At 48.7% G+C, this 17629-nt stretch carries 19 protein-coding genes and 1 tRNA gene; 9 read left to right on the top strand and 11 right to left on the bottom strand.

The genetic code is table 11. From position 1 onward, the window contains the following. Positions 1-13 precede the first annotated feature (13 nt). Genes AC4BAN_RS11370 through AC4BAN_RS11350 form a run of 5 tightly spaced genes read right to left on the bottom strand, consistent with a single transcriptional unit; the run spans position 14 to position 4106 of the window. Complete coding sequence (locus AC4BAN_RS11370; protein WP_490564522.1) at positions 14-1372, bottom strand: ATP-binding protein; 1359 nt, start codon at positions 1370-1372, stop codon at positions 14-16. Positions 1373-1374: 2 nt separating this feature from the next. Next, complete coding sequence (locus tag AC4BAN_RS11365) at positions 1375-2424, bottom strand: ATP-binding protein (RefSeq protein WP_490564521.1); 1050 nt, start codon at positions 2422-2424, stop codon at positions 1375-1377. Next, positions 2414-2818: an anti-sigma regulatory factor gene (locus tag AC4BAN_RS11360; protein WP_490564618.1), complete on the bottom strand. Its 405-nt coding sequence runs from the start codon at positions 2816-2818 to the stop codon at positions 2414-2416. The genes AC4BAN_RS11365 and AC4BAN_RS11360 overlap by 11 nt, the downstream gene beginning before the upstream one ends. Continuing rightward, complete coding sequence (locus tag AC4BAN_RS11355; protein WP_490564520.1) at positions 2811-3227, bottom strand: STAS domain-containing protein; 417 nt, start codon at positions 3225-3227, stop codon at positions 2811-2813. The genes AC4BAN_RS11360 and AC4BAN_RS11355 overlap by 8 nt, the downstream gene beginning before the upstream one ends. A gap of 6 nt (positions 3228-3233) precedes the next feature. After that, a complete protein-coding gene (locus AC4BAN_RS11350; protein ID WP_490564519.1) occupies positions 3234-4106 on the bottom strand; it encodes an STAS domain-containing protein in 873 nt (290 codons plus the stop codon). Positions 4107-4312: 206 nt separating this feature from the next. Between AC4BAN_RS11350 and AC4BAN_RS11345 the strand changes: the two genes are divergently transcribed. Together AC4BAN_RS11345 and AC4BAN_RS11340 are read left to right on the top strand one after the other, a co-directional pair. Next, positions 4313-4942 (top strand): PAS domain-containing protein, encoded by a 630-nt coding sequence (locus AC4BAN_RS11345; protein WP_490564518.1) that lies wholly within the window; start codon positions 4313-4315, stop codon positions 4940-4942. 14 nt (positions 4943-4956) lie between these two features. Next, positions 4957-5400, top strand: a complete 444-nt coding sequence (locus AC4BAN_RS11340; protein ID WP_490564517.1) for a sensor histidine kinase — start codon at positions 4957-4959, stop codon at positions 5398-5400. 60 nt (positions 5401-5460) lie between these two features. On the opposite strand, the gene AC4BAN_RS11335 is transcribed toward AC4BAN_RS11340, so the two are convergent. After that, positions 5461-5871: a hypothetical protein gene (locus tag AC4BAN_RS11335; protein ID WP_490564516.1), complete on the bottom strand. Its 411-nt coding sequence runs from the start codon at positions 5869-5871 to the stop codon at positions 5461-5463. Positions 5872-6245: 374 nt separating this feature from the next. Between AC4BAN_RS11335 and AC4BAN_RS11330 the strand changes: the two genes are divergently transcribed. After that, positions 6246-6647: a hypothetical protein gene (locus AC4BAN_RS11330; RefSeq protein WP_490564515.1), complete on the top strand. Its 402-nt coding sequence runs from the start codon at positions 6246-6248 to the stop codon at positions 6645-6647. A 191-nt stretch (positions 6648-6838) separates the two neighbouring features. Here the strand turns inward: AC4BAN_RS11330 and AC4BAN_RS11325 are convergent, their stop codons facing one another. The 3 genes from AC4BAN_RS11325 to AC4BAN_RS11315 all read right to left on the bottom strand — a co-directional run bounded on the left by AC4BAN_RS11325 (position 6839) and on the right by AC4BAN_RS11315 (position 8094). Beyond that, a complete protein-coding gene (locus tag AC4BAN_RS11325) occupies positions 6839-7144 on the bottom strand; it encodes a hypothetical protein (RefSeq protein WP_490564514.1) in 306 nt (101 codons plus the stop codon). Positions 7145-7288: 144 nt separating this feature from the next. Further along, a tRNA-Arg gene (locus AC4BAN_RS11320) sits at positions 7289-7362 on the bottom strand. A gap of 192 nt (positions 7363-7554) precedes the next feature. Continuing rightward, positions 7555-8094, bottom strand: a complete 540-nt coding sequence (locus AC4BAN_RS11315; RefSeq protein WP_490564513.1) for a hypothetical protein — start codon at positions 8092-8094, stop codon at positions 7555-7557. Positions 8095-8172: 78 nt separating this feature from the next. On the opposite strand from AC4BAN_RS11315, the gene AC4BAN_RS11310 reads away from it, so the two are divergent. Next, complete coding sequence (locus tag AC4BAN_RS11310; RefSeq protein ID WP_490564512.1) at positions 8173-8589, top strand: organic hydroperoxide resistance protein; 417 nt, start codon at positions 8173-8175, stop codon at positions 8587-8589. 135 nt (positions 8590-8724) lie between these two features. Here AC4BAN_RS11310 and sucC read toward each other — a convergent pair whose 3' ends face one another. Further along, positions 8725-9921 (bottom strand): ADP-forming succinate--CoA ligase subunit beta, encoded by a 1197-nt coding sequence (gene sucC / locus AC4BAN_RS11305; RefSeq protein ID WP_490564511.1) that lies wholly within the window; start codon positions 9919-9921, stop codon positions 8725-8727. Positions 9922-10112: 191 nt separating this feature from the next. Between sucC and AC4BAN_RS11300 the strand changes: the two genes are divergently transcribed. From AC4BAN_RS11300 to AC4BAN_RS11280, 5 genes are all read left to right on the top strand, one after another. After that, entirely contained in the window at positions 10113-11195 is a 1083-nt protein-coding gene (locus AC4BAN_RS11300; RefSeq protein WP_490564510.1) for an AI-2E family transporter, read from the top strand. A 73-nt stretch (positions 11196-11268) separates the two neighbouring features. Continuing rightward, positions 11269-12417, top strand: coding sequence for an AI-2E family transporter (locus AC4BAN_RS11295; protein ID WP_490564509.1), 1149 nt, complete (start codon positions 11269-11271; stop codon positions 12415-12417). Between the two features lie 99 nt (positions 12418-12516). Further along, entirely contained in the window at positions 12517-13176 is a 660-nt protein-coding gene (locus AC4BAN_RS11290) for an ABC transporter ATP-binding protein (RefSeq protein WP_490564508.1), read from the top strand. 414 nt (positions 13177-13590) lie between these two features. Continuing rightward, on the top strand, positions 13591-14361 hold the full coding sequence (locus tag AC4BAN_RS11285; protein WP_490564507.1) for a hypothetical protein: 771 nt from the start codon (positions 13591-13593) through the stop codon (positions 14359-14361). Between the two features lie 107 nt (positions 14362-14468). After that, positions 14469-16379 (top strand): RecQ family ATP-dependent DNA helicase, encoded by a 1911-nt coding sequence (locus tag AC4BAN_RS11280; RefSeq protein WP_490564506.1) that lies wholly within the window; start codon positions 14469-14471, stop codon positions 16377-16379. Between the two features lie 214 nt (positions 16380-16593). Here AC4BAN_RS11280 and AC4BAN_RS11275 read toward each other — a convergent pair whose 3' ends face one another. Continuing rightward, positions 16594-17628, bottom strand: a complete 1035-nt coding sequence (locus AC4BAN_RS11275) for an LLM class flavin-dependent oxidoreductase (RefSeq protein WP_490564505.1) — start codon at positions 17626-17628, stop codon at positions 16594-16596. Between the last annotated feature and the right edge of the window lies 1 nt (position 17629).

Raw genomic sequence — 17629 nt, 5'->3', positions numbered from 1 at the left:
TTCGCAGTAAATTTCATTCTCCCTCTTTATCCTCTACCAATTCATCAGCGGGCCACGTAAACAAAAATTTGCTGCCCTCCCCCTGCGACTCAACCCAAACCTTGCCCCCTTTTTCGTTTACAATCTTTTTTACAATAGAGAGGCCCAGGCCGGTACTGTCAATCCTGCCATTCAGCATACCACGCTCAAACATATCAAAAATATTGGGCTGATGCGCTGCCAAAATTCCTGGTCCGTTATCTTCCACAGAGAACAAGAGCCATTCAGGATGGTGGTTGTAGTTTATCTTGATCCATCCATTTTCCGGCGCATGGTGGTATTTAATGGCGTTGCTTATCAGGTTGCTTAACACCTGTTGCATAAAAATTTCCTGGGTGTATAGACGTGGTAAACCAGCCTGAACCGTTATTTTGAAGGAAGCAGGTACCTGCAGCGAAGCGATAACCTGTTCTACAAGCGTGGGCAAAGCCAAAACGTGTCGATGTATATCCTGATGACCTGCCAGTGAATACGCCAGCACGCTAGACACCAGTTTATCCATTTTGGAGGTTTGCTCATAAACCATACGCAGTAGCAGGTCCGCTTCCTCCAGGTTTTCTTCTTGCAGGCAGGATTCCAGTGCTGCGGTCAGGCCGTTGATATTTTGTAGGGGAGCACGCAGATCATGCGAAACGGTGTGGGCAAAAGCATCCAGGCTATCGTTCGTTTTCTGCAGTTGCTCGTTTTTCTTATTCCGCTCCACCAGCAGGTCCTGTACTTCGGCATTTGTGTGTTGAAGCTGCGTGTTCAGCCTTCTGATTTCCGCTAGCTGATGCTCTGTTTCCAGATTACTGACATGCAGGCGCTCTGTTAGTTCAAGGAGCCGGGTATTTTGTTTTTTTAGTTCATCGTAAGGCGAGATACTTCCTTCCTGCTCAAATTCCTGTGCCCACTGTTTTATCAGGGGAGCAGTAATCACATTTGTTCGTACCTGAATTTTGCGGCGAAGGGTTACCTTGGTGCCTTTCCCGGCCTCCGATTCTATTTGGAACTTATCCACTAGTTTCTGGGAGTTCAGAATGCCTGTTCCGCGCTGGCTCCCGGTCTGGTGTGTTTGCTGTATGATTTGCTCAAGGTTGCCTATGCCACGGCCCCGATCGCTGATCAGGGCTTCGAGGTAGTTTACGCCATCTTCTACCACAAAATTAAACTGAATGACTCCCGTGCCAACATACTCCACCACATTTCTGCAAATTTCTGATACGGCGGTGGCAAACTTCGTCTGGCTCGCCAGGGCTAAGCCCAGTTTCTCAGAAAGCTGTATAGCCCGGCGGTAAGCCAGTACAATGTCCAGTTCGTTGTTAATGCTGATCCTGAGTATGTTTTGAAGCACGATTAATTTAGTTTTTCCTTACAAACCACAACTAATACGTCGTCGGACTTTCGGGTGTGGTTCATATACAGTACGGCAGCAATGGTAGTGGGGTGCTGCCGTAGCAGGCCGGGGTATTTAGTTATGTCCCACCTGGATTTTAATCCGTCGGAATGAAGTATGATGGTGCTGTTTGGCCGCCACTCCAGTTGTTGGTTCATCAGTGTCGTTGGAATGTTGTGGCCAAGTGTTCCGTTATAACTGATTATATTTTTACTGGGTGTACCTGAGCTGATTGCATCAGCAGCATACAGTTTACCAGCAATGTTGCCGATGCCGCAATACTCAACTACGCCATTACGAAAGCTTGCTGTAACACCAACAGTGCCGCGGGTACGCTTAATAGAATCATGTATAGCACGTAACCTATTGGCTGGGTCTGCCCTATGTCCGTCCCTGAAGGCAGCTATTGCCTCATCCGATGCTGTGTTGGCATGCTCTCCGTGCCCCAGCCCATCTAATACGATGATATCAATTTTATTTTCTTCCTGCATGATATCAAAACCATCACCACACACGGTTTCATTGGCTAATGGCACCATAATATAGCCAACTTCAAATCGGGTGCGCGTAACATGTGTAATAGGTAGGGGAGCGGCATTAGTGCTTTTCGTTATCTGAACCACTATTGCCGTTCCTACATCTGGCAAGGTGTACATATCAAATAAACTGGAGAGCCTTTTAATGGCACCCAAGCCCTCGCCAGACGAGCCGAAAGTAGAGACTCCATCTTCCTGCATGCGCAAGGGCTCTCTCATGCCGGGGCCCTTATCGAGGCACACTATTTCAATAGCGTTTATGGGATTACCCATAGGCCTGACGAGTAATTCTCCTCCATCAGGCGAAAACTTAATTAAATTGGAAAGTAACTCTGAAACGACAATGTCAATTTTGGCCATCTCGTTTTCAGAAAAACGCCAGGTTGAGGCAAGCTTCGTAATGCTGCGTTTTGTCTTATTTACAAAGCTTCTCTCCGAAATCCTGAACCGATGATGATGACTTTTAGCGTCCATGTTTCCAGTGCGTAATCGTGATGGTCGTGCCGGAACCAAGGGTGCTTTGGATATCAAATTCGTTCACAAGCCGTTTTGCACCGGGTAGGCCTAAGCCCATGCTTCTGCCGGTAGAGAAACCATCCTGCATCGCTTGTTTAATGTCGGCAATGCCAGGGCCCTCGTCTATAAAAGTAAGCCTGACGCCTGTCTGCGCATTTTTACTGATAATCTCCAGCACAATCTTCCCTCCCCTGGCATATTTAAGCATGTTGCGCACCAGTTCGCTGGCAGCCGTTATAAGCTTGGTCTGGTTTACCAGGCTCATCCCTATTTTTACGGCATATTCTTTAACTCTATTTCTAAAAGGAACCACATCTTGCTCATGCACGATTTTCATCGTGTCTTTAGTCATTACGATCATCAGGCGTCTCCTCTTCCTCTTCGTCTTCAGTTGAGTTGCTGTGCAGCCCCACCAGGTCCTGCAGTAGCTCCATGCCCTTTTCCACATCCAGTGCAGTATGTACGCCTGTTAACGTAAGCCCAAGCTCTACCAAAGTTATGGCTACAGCGGGCTGCATGCCCACTACAACCGTTTCGGCATCCATAATGCGTGACATGGAGGCAATATTACCCAAAATCCGACCCATAAAAGAGTCTACAATATTTACAGCTGAAATATCAATAAGCACACCTCTAGCTTCGGTTTTGCTTACCATCTCTATCAGGTCATTTTCAAGGTTGAGCGCTAATCTGTCATACAAGTCAACTTGTATGGTTACCAGCAGATAAGGCCCCATTTTTAAAACAGGTATTCTATCCATTTATCGCTAACGTGTCAGGCCGAAACCTATGTTTTTATTGATCTTTCTTACCTCAATGTTGCGCAGCTTAAAGGCAAGTTGCAAAGCGCTGGCCATAGAAGACTTCGTTTTAACATTAGACAGGTCTATACCCAGGTGCACGATGGTTTGGGCAATTTCGGAGCGGATACCGCTGATGATACACTCAGCACCCATTAACCGCGTGGCGCTTACTGTTTTGATCAGGTGCTGCGCCACCAGCGAATCGACGGCCGGTACACCGGATATATCCAGAATGGCAATGGTACTGCCTGTGTTCACGATCTCCTGCAGCAGGTTCTCCATTACAGTTTGTGTACGGGCGCTATCGAGGGTGCCAATAATCGGGAGGGCAAGTATGCCCTCCCAAACGCGGATCACAGGGGTAGAGATCTCGTTGATCTCATCTGTCTGGCGAAGTATAACTTCCTCGCGGCCCTTGATGTAGGTCTCAAACGTGATGATGCTGAGCTGATCAAGCAGGTTGTTGACACTGGCAATTTCCTTGTACAGGACGTCCGGCTTGGCTGCGTAAGCTTCCTCCAGCACCGATACAATCGCCTTTTTTAAACTTAGCACAAAAGTGCCCGTCTCGCGCGGACTAAACCCTTGTCGGGCGCGCGTAATGGATACATCACTTAGTATTTCTGTAACCTGGTCATATTCAGCAGTATAAATGTTATTCACGTTGCCTGACTTTACAGCCTTTGCCAGCGCACTTAAAAGCTCATCCGACTGCTTCATCAACTCATCGTTGTTCATGAGGTCATCACGCAACGTGCTGTCCTGTAGCTGGTTTTGCAACCAAATTTCTAATATTTTCTTTTTTTGCTTTTGCAAAATCTCAGCAACAATATTCATAGACAGGAAGGTGAACTGGTTAAAATTTCAGAAGACGTGTTTCAGTCTGTGCCCTAATGGGCACATTATGTAAATATATAAAATATATTGGAGGAAACGGTTATAATTTACTGGAAATGCTGTGACTTATACGGATGTCTAAAGGAAAACACTTACAACTAGTATGGCCGGCTGTAGTATACCTATATACAGTAGAGGTAAAAATAATGAACCATGAAACGAATGCCGGGATATTTGAACGGTTGATGCAGCAAACGGGTAAAGTTGTTTTTGCCTTTGATACGAAGACTAACAAACTAAGTTTTTTAAATGATGGGTTCGAGCAAATGTTCAAAAGGGATCAGGATACAGTAACCGACTGCCCTGCTACCTTACTCAACGCCATCCACCCCGAAGACAGGATCCACGTATCGCAAGAGTTTAATAAACTGCTGCACGGCAGCAAGCAGAAGGATATTGAGTTCCGGATTGTGTGGCCCGATAAATCTACAAGATGCCTCCTTTTGCAGGTTCAGCGCATGCCGGATGAGGGATGTTGCAGTTGTTTGTGTGGCGTGATGGAGGATATTTCGTTAGAGAAGGAAAATATTAGCGTCCTGCAAAAATTCGCCTCAAAAAAGAATGCTATCCTGGAGGTGCTATCGCACGACCTTTCCGGCCCCCTGGCTACCATCGCCTCGCTGTCAGATTCATTAAAGGAACGTTTAAAGGAGTATTATGATCCGGATATTGACAACATGATGAACATCATTTACCAAAGCAGCGCACGCAGCATCCGTTTGATCAAAACTTTATCGACTATGAGTTCCTTGAATCGGCAAAACCGGGCTTGTTAAAAAGCAGGGTAAACATGGTAGAAAAGATCAGGCAGGTTGTGGATGAGTACAGCCAGTCTGAAGAAATCCTGAATCGGAAAATCCTCTTTACATTCAGCGAAGAGCACATTTTTGTAAACCTGGATGATGGTAAATTTATGCAGGCGGTGACTAACCTTATTTCTAATGCCTTAAAGTTTACCCACGACGGAGGGCGCATTGAACTGAACCTGACAGAACAGGAAAAAACCGTGCTGCTAAGCGTAAAAGACAATGGCATAGGCATACCAAAAATTTATCAGGCCAATCTGTTTGATCGTTTTACAAGTGCCGGTCGGGAGGGATTGAAGGGAGAGCCCAGTATTGGGCTCGGCATGTCTATTATCAAAACCATTGTGCTCTGGCATGGAGGCAAAATCTGGTTCGATAGCGAGGAAAATGTTGGAACAGCCTTTTACATTGAACTCCCGAAGGAGTAGCAGGTGTATAGTACGCTGAATGCAAAAGTATGCGGAGGCAGTGGTTTGGAAAACTTTGGTTTAAGCTTCGAGCCAGCTTAATGCTTCTTCTTTGCTACGGAATGATTGAACCTCATAAGGCAGCAGGCCGGCCTGTGCAATATTTTTGATGTTTTGCTGCGATTCTTTTTCACGCATCAGGTCATCCGACAATATGCGCGCCACCTTGGTAAGCCGGGTTTTTGCCAGATCGGAAGCTAGCTGCATCGAAACCCTTCTGCTTTCCTCTTCTGATACATCAATCACAGACGTACGCGAATCGAGAAGCAGTTTTTTTACGTCGTAGTTGCGTATCGTATCCACCATTAGGGTAAGGGTATCCATTATTTCACCAATTAAATAACGGCTGATGTCAGGGTAGTTCACCTGCAAGACATCGGTGGCAGGGTTATAGTCTAGTTTTATAATATTATCCTCGTGGAGAATCATCATTTGGGCTTTTGCAGTGATGAAGGTACGCTTTATCTCTTACACTCAATAAGTATTTTTACTGATAATAAGTTCAAAAACTCAGCCGTTTCATCAGTCGTTAAAACGGAGTGCCTTTATAACGTTGGCTTTCAAGAATATACGGTGAAAGACGAATGAGAATCTATCAGAATAAGATAACCTATTCTATACGGATCTTTTTTATTTAGGTTTGCTGCGAGTTTTTGAACCTTGTTAGCTAAATATATTTTACTTAATGAATTTTATTCCACTTGGGTTCAATTACGAAAGTGCTTATTTTGCATGGTATAAATCCTGCTAAGTATAAAAGCTTTTAGCAAGAACCCAGTCAAGCTCTTATTCCGAATTTTTTCTGTATGTTGTTTTACAAATCCGTTTGCATTGAGATTAATTATTATCCGGAGGAAAAATTAGTGATCAGCACCTGGCTTTGCTATGCTTCCAGTGAAGAGTATAGGGACGCACTTTGCGCTTACGTGGAGATACTAAAAACGCATGAGGTAGAACGGTGGCTCGGGGATTACAGAGAAGCACGCGTTGTTCGGCTTAAAGATCAGGAATGGGCAGCCAACGAGTGGGCTAAATTTTTTATGCCACTGGCCGTTAAAGTCAAACGTATGGCCAAGGTGCAAGCCTTAGATGTGTTTAACCAGCAGAGTGCCGAGAACATGAAAAAGCAAATGGATGTAAGCCGCTTGCCTTTCCCTTACCAGGAGTTTGACAGCTACGAAGAGGCGAAGGCCTGGGTGCTTGGTTAAAGAATACTTAAGGCTTCTGGTCTGTAGGTCGATTCCCTCGCACCATTTTAAGTTGACAGGTAAAGCAGAATGGAAGGTGATCCTGGGGGAACTAAGGTAGTTTATTTAGAGCCGATGAATTCTTATAAATGCTGCTGTGTGCTGATAGTTCCCAACTATTATTAGAACAGACTACTCTGCCAAACTTGCGCTTAACTATAAGAGAGGTGTTTGTTTTTTAATTTTGCTTCCAGGTATTCTTCAGTCCATTCCAGGAGCAAGGCATAAGGCGTATCTTCAGGCTGTACACCGTAAACCTCACCTTGGGCCATGGCTTCATCTTTCAAGATTTCTAAATCCTGCTTAATCCGGTCAATGTCTTGCTTTCGCAAATACTGAAGATAGGCTGCTCTAATCTCTGAACTATCACTTTGTTGTTTAGAAGCAACCCTGTACAGACTTTTCTCCCTGTTAGCTTCCCTTTTTTTACTGAAACCGAATAGTTTAAAGAATCCCATATTACTTTTTCTTGTATAGTGGCTATGAAAAATACAAACAGAGGTTAAGTAAATATAGAAAAATAAACCATTAAAAGATACATTAATTTGTGTTTAAATTAAACCATAAAAAAAGCCTTGTAAGCTAGCTTACAAGGCTTTGTGTGCACCCGAGAGGATTCGAACCCCTAACCCTCGGAGCCGAAATCCGATATTCTATCCAGTTGAACTACGGGTGCAGAACGATTGCAAAATTAGTCAGTTTGGGCACAAAAGGAAACATTGGCCCTAAAAAATGTTGATTATTATTTATTCCCTGCGCTTTTAAGCTTACATCCGATGCCTTTCCCGATGCGGAGCCCCTGATAATCAGTAAACAGACGAAAAGCCCGGCCAGCGACACAGTTTGTCGCTGTAGCAATCCATCAGCGCTACTTATCCAGTTCAGGGGCAATTAGCCATTGGGTTGCTTCGGTTCTGTCCTGGAAAGTTTTCAACTTAAACGTAAGCGGTTGCAAGCTTTCAATATGCTTTATGTTCTTTTGCGCAGTGCTTTCAATAGTACCGTTCTTCGATTGCAGGCGTGCTACTTTCTGCGCGCGCGTTTTCATGATGCCTGCCGCCATATAAAAAGTTATCTCCCTGCTATTTTCTTCGCTCACAGCAATCAGGGTTCTTGTCGAATCGAGTAAAATTCGCTTTATGTCGTAATTCCTAACCACATCCAGCATTAAATCAATGGTATGCTTTATCTCTGGCAGGAGATAATCATGCAGGTCAGGATATTGAATGTCAACGATATCAGTGGCCGGATTATAGTCTAACCTTACTATGCTATTCTCAAAAAGAATCATCCGTAGTAACTTTTGTAAAAGGCAAATATAGCTATATTTATGTTTATAACCGGAAATTTTTGGTTGCACACAGGCCTTTGTTGTCGATACAAAATGAAACATGGCTGCTACAAACATAAAATTCGCCGCCTCAAAACATTCTTTTTATCTGGACAGTTATAGTACCAGTATCCTATAAAGAGATAAAGAAGCGCAATGGAAAAAATTTATACGGCAGAAGCGACTGCCACAGGTGGACGCCGAGGACATGTAACCTCATCTGATGGCGTACTGGACATGCCTTTGTCCTTACCGGAAGGACTGGGTGGGGAAAATGGCAAAACTAACCCGGAACAGCTGTTTGCGGCCGGGTACGCCGCATGTTTTCAGAGTGCCCTGCTTTTGGTGGCAGGCAAGCACCACGAGCGGCTGGACCCCTCCTCAACGGTAAAGGCGCATGTGGATTTGCTGAAGTCTGAAGACGGAAAGTATGGACTCGGTGTAAAGTTAACAGTTGACATGCAAGGCATGGACAAAGAGAAAGCGCGCCAGCTCGTGGAAGAAGCGCACCAGGTTTGCCCGTATTCCATTGGGGTGCAGGGCAATGTGGATGTGCAGCTGGAGGTGGTTTAAAACTTGTACCAAGCCGCCTATGCCGCTAAACGTGCATCTGCAGCTTATTGACTTTGAGATCTACCACAAGTAGTATAAAAACAGGAAAGGCTGCCATACCTGGCAGCCTTTCCTGTTTTTATACTTTCCTAAAGGTTAAGCTTCAGCTAAAACCTGCTTTACTTTCTCAGCGGCTTCTTTCAGTACTACAGCAGAGTAAACTTTCAGGCCAGACTCATCAATTATCTTCGCGCCTTCCTCTGCGTTGGTACCCTGTAAGCGAACGATGATCGGAACACGAATGTCACCGATGTTCTTGTAGGCCTCCACGACACCGTTGGCAACTCTGTCGCAACGCACGATACCACCGAATATGTTGATCAGGATAGCCTTCACGTTCGGGTCTTTCAGGATAATGCGGAAACCCGCTTCAACCGTCTGGGCATTGGCCCCACCCCCTACATCCAGAAAGTTAGCGGGCTCGCCACCCGAAAGCTTGATAATATCCATGGTAGCCATGGCTAGTCCGGCACCGTTTACCATACAGCCTACGTTACCGTCCAGTTTTACGTAGTTCAGGTTGTGCTCGCCGGCTTCAACCTCCAAAGGATCTTCTTCTGCCACATCGCGCAGGGCAGCCAGCTCCTTGTGGCGGAAAAGGGCGTTATCATCCAGGTCTACCTTGGCGTCAACAGCCAGAATCTTGTTGTCTGAGGTTTTCAACACCGGGTTGATCTCAAACATGGAAGAGTCGGTGTCCACGTAAGCCTTGTAAAGGTTGGTTACAAACTTCACCATCTCTTTAAAAGCCTCGCCCTGTAAGCCGAAAGCGAAAGCGATCTTGCGCGCCTGGAAGCCTTGCAGGCCAACAGCCGGGTCGATCCACTCCTTAATGATCTTCTCAGGAGACTTCTCAGCAACCTCCTCAATGTCCATTCCACCTTCCGTAGAGGCCATGATCACGTTTCTGCCTTGCGCGCGGTCCAGCAGGATGCTCAGGTAAAATTCTTTCGGCTCCGAGTCGCCAGGGTAGTATACATCCTGTGCAACCAGTACTTTCTGTACCAGTTTTCCTTCAGGGCCTGTCTGGTGCGTTACCAATGTCATGCCCAGAATCTGGTCAGCGATTTCCTTTACCTGCTCCAGGTTTTTGGCCAGCTTCACGCCTCCGCCTTTACCACGGCCACCCGCATGAATCTGTGCTTTGATCACATGCCAGCCGGTTCCGGTTTCCTCGGTCAGCTTCTTTGCCGCTGCCACTGCCTGCTCCGGCGTTTCAGCTACAATACCCTCCTGGATACGCACACCGTAACTCTTTAAAATCTCTTTAGCCTGATATTCGTGTATGTTCATGCTTTCAGTTTTAATGGATGCACGAAAGTACGCCTTTATCGGTTTAATTTCAAGAAAAGCATTTTTAAAATATTGCGGTTCCACAGGGGCGCTGCCCCAGGATGGCGGCTGCCTTGTAACGGGTGTGTTGTAAATTCAGTAAGCAGGGGTATGATTCAGTTTGATTCTAATGGCTTTTTTATAATGATATAATGCTGGACGTTTACACCTATTCAAAAAGAGTGGTCATCACCGCAGCTATTGTGCTGCTGGTAATGGCTGCCTTTTACTTGCTGGGCACACACGCGTATTTCTTCCTGCTGGTTTATGCAGGCATCCTGATGGCCGTGATGTTCTGCGGCATCACCGATTGGTTACAGCGTAAGTTGCACCTGCCGCGCGGGCTTTGCCTGCTAATAGCCGTGGTGCTGTTCTTCGGCACAATTACCGCTCTCATCTGGCTGATAGCACCCACTATCGGGGCGCAGTTTCAGGAGATGAAAGGTACCATTCCGAAGGTTTTTACTGACATAGAGGCCCGGTTAAGCCAATATGGCTGGGGGCAGAAAATACTGGACAAGGTGCCCGATGATATTAGCAGCGTACTGCCAAAGCAACAAACGATCCTGACACGCTTCTCGGGCATTTTTTCAACCACCCTTAGTGTGGTAACCGACGTGTTGATCGTGATTGTAACGGGCCTCTTTTTTGCGACCAATCCCAAGCTCTATACCATCGGTGTCACAAAGTTATTCCCGGTGCGGCACCGCACCCATATCCTGGACGTGCTGGATAAATGCTACGATACCTTAAAAAAATGGCTGGTGGCCATGCTGATCGATATGTCTGTAACGGGCATTATGGCCGCCATTGGTTTTAGCCTGATCGGGTTGCCCTTAGCTTTTGCGGTGGCCATGGTCGCATTTTTCGGGGAATTTATCCAGAACATCGGTCCTGCGCTGGCCGGTGCCGTTGCTGTGCTAATCGGCCTGACGCAGGGAACGCAGATGGCGCTGTATGCCTTGCTCCTGTATCTGGCCATTCAAACCCTGCAAAGCTACCTCATCACCCCACTCGTTTACCAGCAAACAGTTAGTATTCCGCCAGCGCTTTTGCTTTTTTTCCAGGTGTTGCTGGGTATCCTGCAAGGGGTGATAGGGCTTATACTGGCGGCCCCGATACTTGCTGTGCTGATGGTACTGGTACAAGAGCTGTACGTGAAGGATGTGTTGGAGAAAAAGCCGCATCACATGTCCGAAGAGGGTGCAGCGGCAGAGATACTGAACAGCAGGTGATGCCTAACTAAAACTAGTCTTGAAGGCGGGTTGCGCACAATCCTTTACCTTTTTAAATGATAAAGTAAAAATAATGAACATATACAAATTTGCTAAAAGAGTGGCTGTGGCGGGTCTGGTTTTGCTGCTTCTTGTCACGGGTTTTTACATGCTCGGCTGGCATCTGAATTTCTTTCTTCTGATTTTTTCCGCAATTCTTTTTGCGGTGCTATTCAGTGCAATGGCAAATTGGTTTGTCCAAAAGCTGCATTTGAACTATGGCTTAAGCGTGGTACTGGCTGTTATGTTATTCTTTGGGATTATTATTGGCGCTTTCTGGTTTATCGCGCCTACTGTTTCGGAACAGTTTAACCAGATGCGGAGCACAATACCACAGGCGGCCAACCAGGTGCAGGACTGGCTGAACCAGTATGGCTGGGGAAACGCACTGCTAAATAAAGTACCCGATAACATGTCGGCGTCGGGGTTGATCTCTGGCGATGGCACGTCCTTCTTATCTGGCCAGGGGTCTATGTTCTCAAAAGTTACGGGTCTGGTATCCTCCACTTTCAGTGTGCTGGTTGATCTGCTGATAGTACTGGTCACCGCTCTGTTCTTGGCCGCCACACCAAAGCTCTATACCCATGGTATTGCCAGCCTGTTCCCTGTCCGGAACCAGCAACGCGTGTTGGAGGTGCTGGATACTTTGTACCAGGTGATGAAAAAATGGTTAGTGGCGGTGCTGATCTCCATGACCATCGTTGGCGTGACCACGGCCATTGCCTTCAAGATTATTGGGATACCCATGGCCTACGCGCTTGCCGTGCTGTCTTTCTTCTGTGAGTTCGTTCCCAACATCGGCCCCTGGCTTGCGGGCATTCCGGCTGTGCTGATCGGGCTCACCATAAGCCCCCAAACCGCTTTGATAGTGGGAGGGGTTTATTTCGCTATTCAGCTTCTGGAGAGCTTCTTGATCACACCCTTAATACTTAAAAAGGCGATTGAACTGCCACCGGCCTTGTTGCTTTTCTTCCAGGTGTTGATCGGTATGCTGGCAGGTGCGCTGGGGCTGCTGCTAGCCGCTCCGCTGCTGGCGGTACTGATGGTTTTAACACGGGAGCTTTGGATAAAAGATGTTATAAAAGCAAAGCCACTGGATGCAGGCGCGCCTAAACCCGATAAGGTTGTGCCAGCAGGCGGTGGGGAAATGATAAGCAGCAAGCGTAGCTTTAAAGATACTTAAGCTGGACGTTATTTGCGGTAAGCATACAAATATGCACTATGTTTTGTAGCTTTGGCTGGTTAAATCTATTTCAAATCCATTCTTTACAATTGCCCTACTGTGCTGCAAGTATCAAACATCTATAAAAAGTACGGCTCCCTGGAAGTACTTAAAGGCATTGATCTGTCTATCATGGCGGGTGAAGTGGTATCTATTGTGGGGGCCTCGGGTGCCGGCAAAAGTACCTTGCTGCACATATTGGGCACGTTAGATACCGCCGACTCCGGCGAGGTAATGTTCGAGGGCAAGAACATTGCCCGGCTCAACACCACCGATATGGCCCGCTTCCGCAACAGGCACATCGGCTTTATCTTTCAGTTCCATAACCTGCTGCCCGAATTCACGGCGTTGGAGAACGTCGCGTTGCCCGGTTTTCTGGCTGGCCGATCCGAAAAGGAAGTGCTCGGTAAGGCGGAGCAACTACTCGATATGCTCGGCCTCTCTGGTCGGCTGCATCACAAGCCTTCTGAGCTATCGGGAGGGGAGCAGCAGCGCACCGCCGTGGCACGCGCACTGATCAACTCCCCCCAGGTGATCTTTGCCGACGAGCCCAGCGGCAACCTCGACTCGAAGAATGCACAGGAACTCCATGATATCTTCTTTCGCTTGCGCAGTGAGTTCAACCAGACCTTCGTCATCGTTACCCACAACGAGCAACTGGCCGAAATGGCAGACCGAACGCTGGTGATGAAGGATGGCATGATCGTACAGGAAGTATAGTAAGTAAGCCCGGTAATAGTATAATACAAACAAAACATTGTACACCCAATCGATCGTGCTTGTGTGGCCCGATGAGCTTATTCACTTGGTGCGGCACGTCTTGTTTGATAAAACCTAGGGTGCAATCCCGGACAATGTACAGCTTTCCTGATGATACTTTTCCTCTCCAAACGCCAGCTATCCAAGGCTCCTTTCCTAAAACTAAACCCTGCAGAAGGGCGTAAATAACCTTTACCCTTTGCACATTTTCAGAGCCGTAAACGCTAGCTTATGCTAAGTACTAAAAAAATTAAAATAAATTTATAACACACTGAAAATCAATGTTTTAAATTTATGTATAAATGTGTTTTTTTGCACTATTTGCTAGTAGGCTGTGTTAATAGTATGTATCCAAATTATGAAAACTAAACTATTATGACTCAACCAAATAAAGAAACAAAGGTGCAAAAGAAACCGAAGGTAGAAAGCTATGATATAGCCAAGTCTGACGAAACGCTCCATTTGGCTATTGACCTGGCAAAGTTTATCAAGGAGAATAAATTGTACCAGAATATTCAGGGCAAGGAGTATGTGAACGTGGAGGGCTGGCAATACGCCGGTTCCAGGTTAGGTATTCTGCCCGTTGTAGAACAGGTCATCAATATCAGTACAGATGACGAGATAAAGTACCAGGCGAAAGTAAACCTGCTTGACCTGCGCAGCCAGCAGGTGGTAGGGGCGGGCTTTGCTATTTGCAGCAACCGGGAGCAGGGTAAGAAATATTACCAGGAGTTTGCCATTGCCTCTATGGCGCAGACCAGGGCAATAGGGAAGGCTTACCGTAATATCCTGGCCTGGGTAATTCGCGCGGCCGGTTACGAGCCAACCCCTTCCGAGGAAATGGACTACGGTGGCAACGAGCAGACAGCTAAGCCAGCGGTGCCTACTGAAAAAAAGGCTACTATGAAATCGTCGGCAGCCACGCCTGAGGCTGAGGAGCAGAACGGCAGCGTGCGCTATGCTTCGGCCAAGCAGAAGGAAGAGATTATCCGGCTGTTGAACAACCCGACCATTACACGCCAGGAAAAGACCAAGATGCTGCTCAACATCAACCGCTTCGATGAGGAGCGCGCGGCCCAGGCCATCGAGAAACTGCAGAAAGTGATCGAGGACCGCGAAGGCAGTCAGTCGTCAGCAGCGGCTTAAATGAATGGACGCACAGCAAGGGCCTGAGCCCCGCTTCTTTGGAAGCGGGGCTTTTTTTTGACTGATTTCTGCCCGCTATACTTTATCTTCGCATCAAAGCATCCCTTTTGCAAGACATCCACCACATTCTGAAAGCCTACTGGGGCTACGACCATTTCCGGCCGGTGCAGGAGGATATTATCCGTTCGGTACTGGCAGGGCAGGACACGCTTGCCCTGCTGCCCACGGGAGGGGGGAAATCGGTCTGTTTCCAGGTGCCGGCGCTGGCCATGGAGGGCCTTTGCCTGGTGGTAACGCCACTGATTGCCCTCATGAAAGACCAGGTGGAGCAGCTAAAGCGGCGCGGGGTAAACGCCGTGGCGATCTACTCGGGCATGAGCCGCCGCGAGATAGACGTGGCCCTGGATAACTGTGTGTATGGTCAGGTGAAGTTCCTCTACCTGTCCCCCGAGCGCCTGCTCACCGATATATTCCGGGAGCGTTTGAAAGGGATGAAGGTGAACCTGTTGGCTGTAGATGAGGCGCACTGCATCTCGCAGTGGGGGTATGATTTCCGGCCGCCCTACTTACAGCTGGCCCAGCTGCGCGACGCGCTGCCCGCTGTGCCCGTTATCGCCCTGACCGCCACCGCCACCGAGCAGGTGCAGCTGGATATACAGGATAAACTGAAGTTCACGAAACTGAATGTGTTTCAGAAAAGCTTCGCCCGGTCAAACCTGTCGTATTCCTGCCTGGCAACCGAGGATAAGACCGGGCGACTGCTCGGGATTTTGCAGCGCATGCCGGGGCAAAGCATCGTGTATGTGCGCAGCCGCAAGCAAACCCTGGAAATGGCCCGGTTCCTGCAAAGCCGGCGCATCGCTGCCGCCGCTTACCACGCCGGCCTGAAGTTTGAGGAGCGGAGCCAGGTGCAGCAAGCCTGGATAGCGGACAAAGTGCGGGTGATGGTGGCCACCAATGCCTTCGGGATGGGGATCGACAAAGCCGACGTGCGCCTGGTGGTGCACCTCGACCTGCCCGAGAGCCTGGAGGCCTACTACCAGGAGGCAGGGCGCGCAGGCCGGGATGAGCGCTATGCCTATGCCACCCTGCTGCTGGCCCCCAACGACACGGCCGAACTGCTCCGTAAAGTGGAGGAGGCCCACCCCCCCGCGGAGTTCATCCGGAGGGTATACCAGTGCCTGGCAAACTATTACCAGCTGGCCGTAGGCAGCGGCTTTATGAGCAACTTTGATTTCGACCTGGCCGCTTTCTCCAAAAACTATAAACTGCCGGCCCTGCAGGTGCACCATGCTATCAAAAGGCTGGAGTCGGAGGGGTACATTCAGCTAAACGAAAGTTACTACGCGCCCTCGCGGTTGCTTATACTTTTAGAGAATACCGCGCTATACGACTTTCAGCTGAAACACCCCGACCACGACAAGCTGATACAGCTGATCCTGCGGGTGTACGGGGGCGAGGCACTGACCACATTTGTGAAGGTATCGGAGAAGAAAATGGCCCTGCAGCTGCGTGTGCCGGAGCAGGAGTTGCGGCGCAAGCTGGAGTACCTGCAAAAGCTACAGGTGCTGGCCTACGAGCCCCAACGCGATTCGCCACAGCTAACCTTTACCAAACCCCGGGAAGGCGCCACCACCTTGCCCCTTGACACCACCAAACTGAACCGGCTGCGTAAGCGGGCACAGGAGCAGGCCAAAGAAATGACGCACTACGTTGCATCCACCACCAGGTGCCGCACCCAGTTGCTCCTGGAATATTTTGGCGAGGTATCGGATACCCGCTGCCGGGTGTGCGATTTTTGTCTGGAAGCGCGTAAAAAGGAGAAGGCAGCGCAGGAGGGAGCGCATCTCCGGGTGAAGCTTCTGTCACTGCTACAGGCAAAGCCCTGCCTGCCCAAAGAACTGGTGGCGGAGTTTGAGCCAAAGCACGCTGAAACAGTTTCCGACCTTATCCGGGAGTTAGTGGACGTGGGGCAGCTAAGGTATACTGAAAGCGGCAAGCTGGAAGTGAATGCGTAGCACCTACTAGCGTTTTGCCTTGTAATTATGCTACCGGCAGATGCCTGTAATGACCTGACTAATAAAATACTCCCTTCTCCTGATACGGGCGAATAACAAGTGTTTGGAGACTGTGAAACAGCGGCGGCAAGCAAAAAACCCCTGCTTCCAAAGGCTGCAGGGGTTCCAGGTAAGATTATTTAGTTGTTTGGTGTATGGCTGGTAGAAGTTCCGTTTAGCCTGCCGCAGAGAAAGAGTGCGCCTTGATCACTGCGTCCGAGAACCTTTCCATCTCCTCTAGCTGCGGGCTGCACTGTAACAGAAAGAAATCTACTCCCACGGCCTCAAATTCTGCGATCCTGTCCTGCACCTGGGCCGGTGTGCCCACCAGGCCGGAGCGTAAGCCGCGGTTAGACACAGAATACTCTTCCAATGAGAGTTGCCCTTCCAACTGGGTGTTTGCCACCCACTGCTGATAGTTGTCGAAGCCAGCGGCTGAGTTCTTCACATCCGTTATCCGCGCAAGTTCCTTTTTAACTTCCCTTTCGCTGTCGCGCACTATACTGTAAGCGGCCACACCATACTTCATCGGGGGCAAGCCTTTCGCCTCTCTTCTAGCTCGCATTGTAGCGATGCGTTTGCCGATAAGCTCCGGGGAGTCGCCATGCATCACGTAGCCATCGCATTGCGAAGAGATAAGCGACTTGGCGGCCTCTGACTCGCCACCGGCATAAATAAAGGGGCGTTTCACGGGCTTGGGCTGCAGAATGTTGTCCTCTACTTTATAGTAGTTGCCTTCGTAGGTCAGGTGGTCCTTCTCCCACACGCTGGTTACCACGTCCAGCCATTCCTTTGTGCGGGCGTACCGGTCGTCGTGCTGCTCGAAGTGGATGCCATACTTTGTTGCCTCATCGCGCCACCACGAGGAAACCACGTTGAGCGAGAGCCTGCCGCCGCTGATGTTGGCAATGTTTGCGGCTTGTTTGGCCAGTATGGCCGGGTTGTGAAAGGTAGGCCGCACCGCCACCATTATTTCAAGTTGCTCAGTAACGGCAGCCAGTGCCGCCGCCGTGGACCAGGCGTCCAGTGAGGGGGCTTCTTTCCCTTTGATGTCGTTCAGGTAAAGCTCAGCGATCAGGGAGAGGCTATAGCCCCAGTCTTCACTTTTCTGCGCCAGTTTTTTCACATACTCCCAGGTAGGGGCCATGCCCTCGTCAGGCACATTGCGGAGCCAGCCTCCAAAAACGGGTAACCAATATCCAAACTGCATA

The sequence above is a fragment of the Pontibacter sp. GD13 genome (assembly GCF_058216355.1).
The sequence above is the reverse complement of the archived record's forward strand: the minus strand, read 5'-3'. Positions and strand labels throughout refer to the sequence as shown.

What these genes read in the sequence shown, in the direction of transcription:
- AC4BAN_RS11275 (WP_490564505.1), bottom strand. Translation starts at nt 17,628, where the DNA reads ATGCAGTTTGGATATTGGTTACCCGTTTTTGGAGGCTGGCTCCGCAAT.
- AC4BAN_RS11340 (WP_490564517.1), top strand. Translation starts at nt 4,957, where the DNA reads ATGGTAGAAAAGATCAGGCAGGTTGTGGATGAGTACAGCCAGTCTGAA.
- AC4BAN_RS11310 (WP_490564512.1), top strand. Translation starts at nt 8,173, where the DNA reads ATGGAAAAAATTTATACGGCAGAAGCGACTGCCACAGGTGGACGCCGA.
- AC4BAN_RS11315 (WP_490564513.1), bottom strand. Translation starts at nt 8,094, where the DNA reads ATGTTTGTAGCAGCCATGTTTCATTTTGTATCGACAACAAAGGCCTGT.
- AC4BAN_RS11285 (WP_490564507.1), top strand. Translation starts at nt 13,591, where the DNA reads ATGACTCAACCAAATAAAGAAACAAAGGTGCAAAAGAAACCGAAGGTA.
- AC4BAN_RS11345 (WP_490564518.1), top strand. Translation starts at nt 4,313, where the DNA reads ATGAACCATGAAACGAATGCCGGGATATTTGAACGGTTGATGCAGCAA.
- AC4BAN_RS11360 (WP_490564618.1), bottom strand. Translation starts at nt 2,818, where the DNA reads ATGACTAAAGACACGATGAAAATCGTGCATGAGCAAGATGTGGTTCCT.
- AC4BAN_RS11355 (WP_490564520.1), bottom strand. Translation starts at nt 3,227, where the DNA reads ATGGATAGAATACCTGTTTTAAAAATGGGGCCTTATCTGCTGGTAACC.
- AC4BAN_RS11365 (WP_490564521.1), bottom strand. Translation starts at nt 2,424, where the DNA reads ATGGACGCTAAAAGTCATCATCATCGGTTCAGGATTTCGGAGAGAAGC.
- AC4BAN_RS11350 (WP_490564519.1), bottom strand. Translation starts at nt 4,106, where the DNA reads ATGAATATTGTTGCTGAGATTTTGCAAAAGCAAAAAAAGAAAATATTA.
- AC4BAN_RS11295 (WP_490564509.1), top strand. Translation starts at nt 11,269, where the DNA reads ATGAACATATACAAATTTGCTAAAAGAGTGGCTGTGGCGGGTCTGGTT.
- AC4BAN_RS11300 (WP_490564510.1), top strand. Translation starts at nt 10,113, where the DNA reads ATGCTGGACGTTTACACCTATTCAAAAAGAGTGGTCATCACCGCAGCT.
- AC4BAN_RS11335 (WP_490564516.1), bottom strand. Translation starts at nt 5,871, where the DNA reads ATGATGATTCTCCACGAGGATAATATTATAAAACTAGACTATAACCCT.
- sucC (WP_490564511.1), bottom strand. Translation starts at nt 9,921, where the DNA reads ATGAACATACACGAATATCAGGCTAAAGAGATTTTAAAGAGTTACGGT.
- AC4BAN_RS11330 (WP_490564515.1), top strand. Translation starts at nt 6,246, where the DNA reads ATGTTGTTTTACAAATCCGTTTGCATTGAGATTAATTATTATCCGGAG.
- AC4BAN_RS11325 (WP_490564514.1), bottom strand. Translation starts at nt 7,144, where the DNA reads ATGGGATTCTTTAAACTATTCGGTTTCAGTAAAAAAAGGGAAGCTAAC.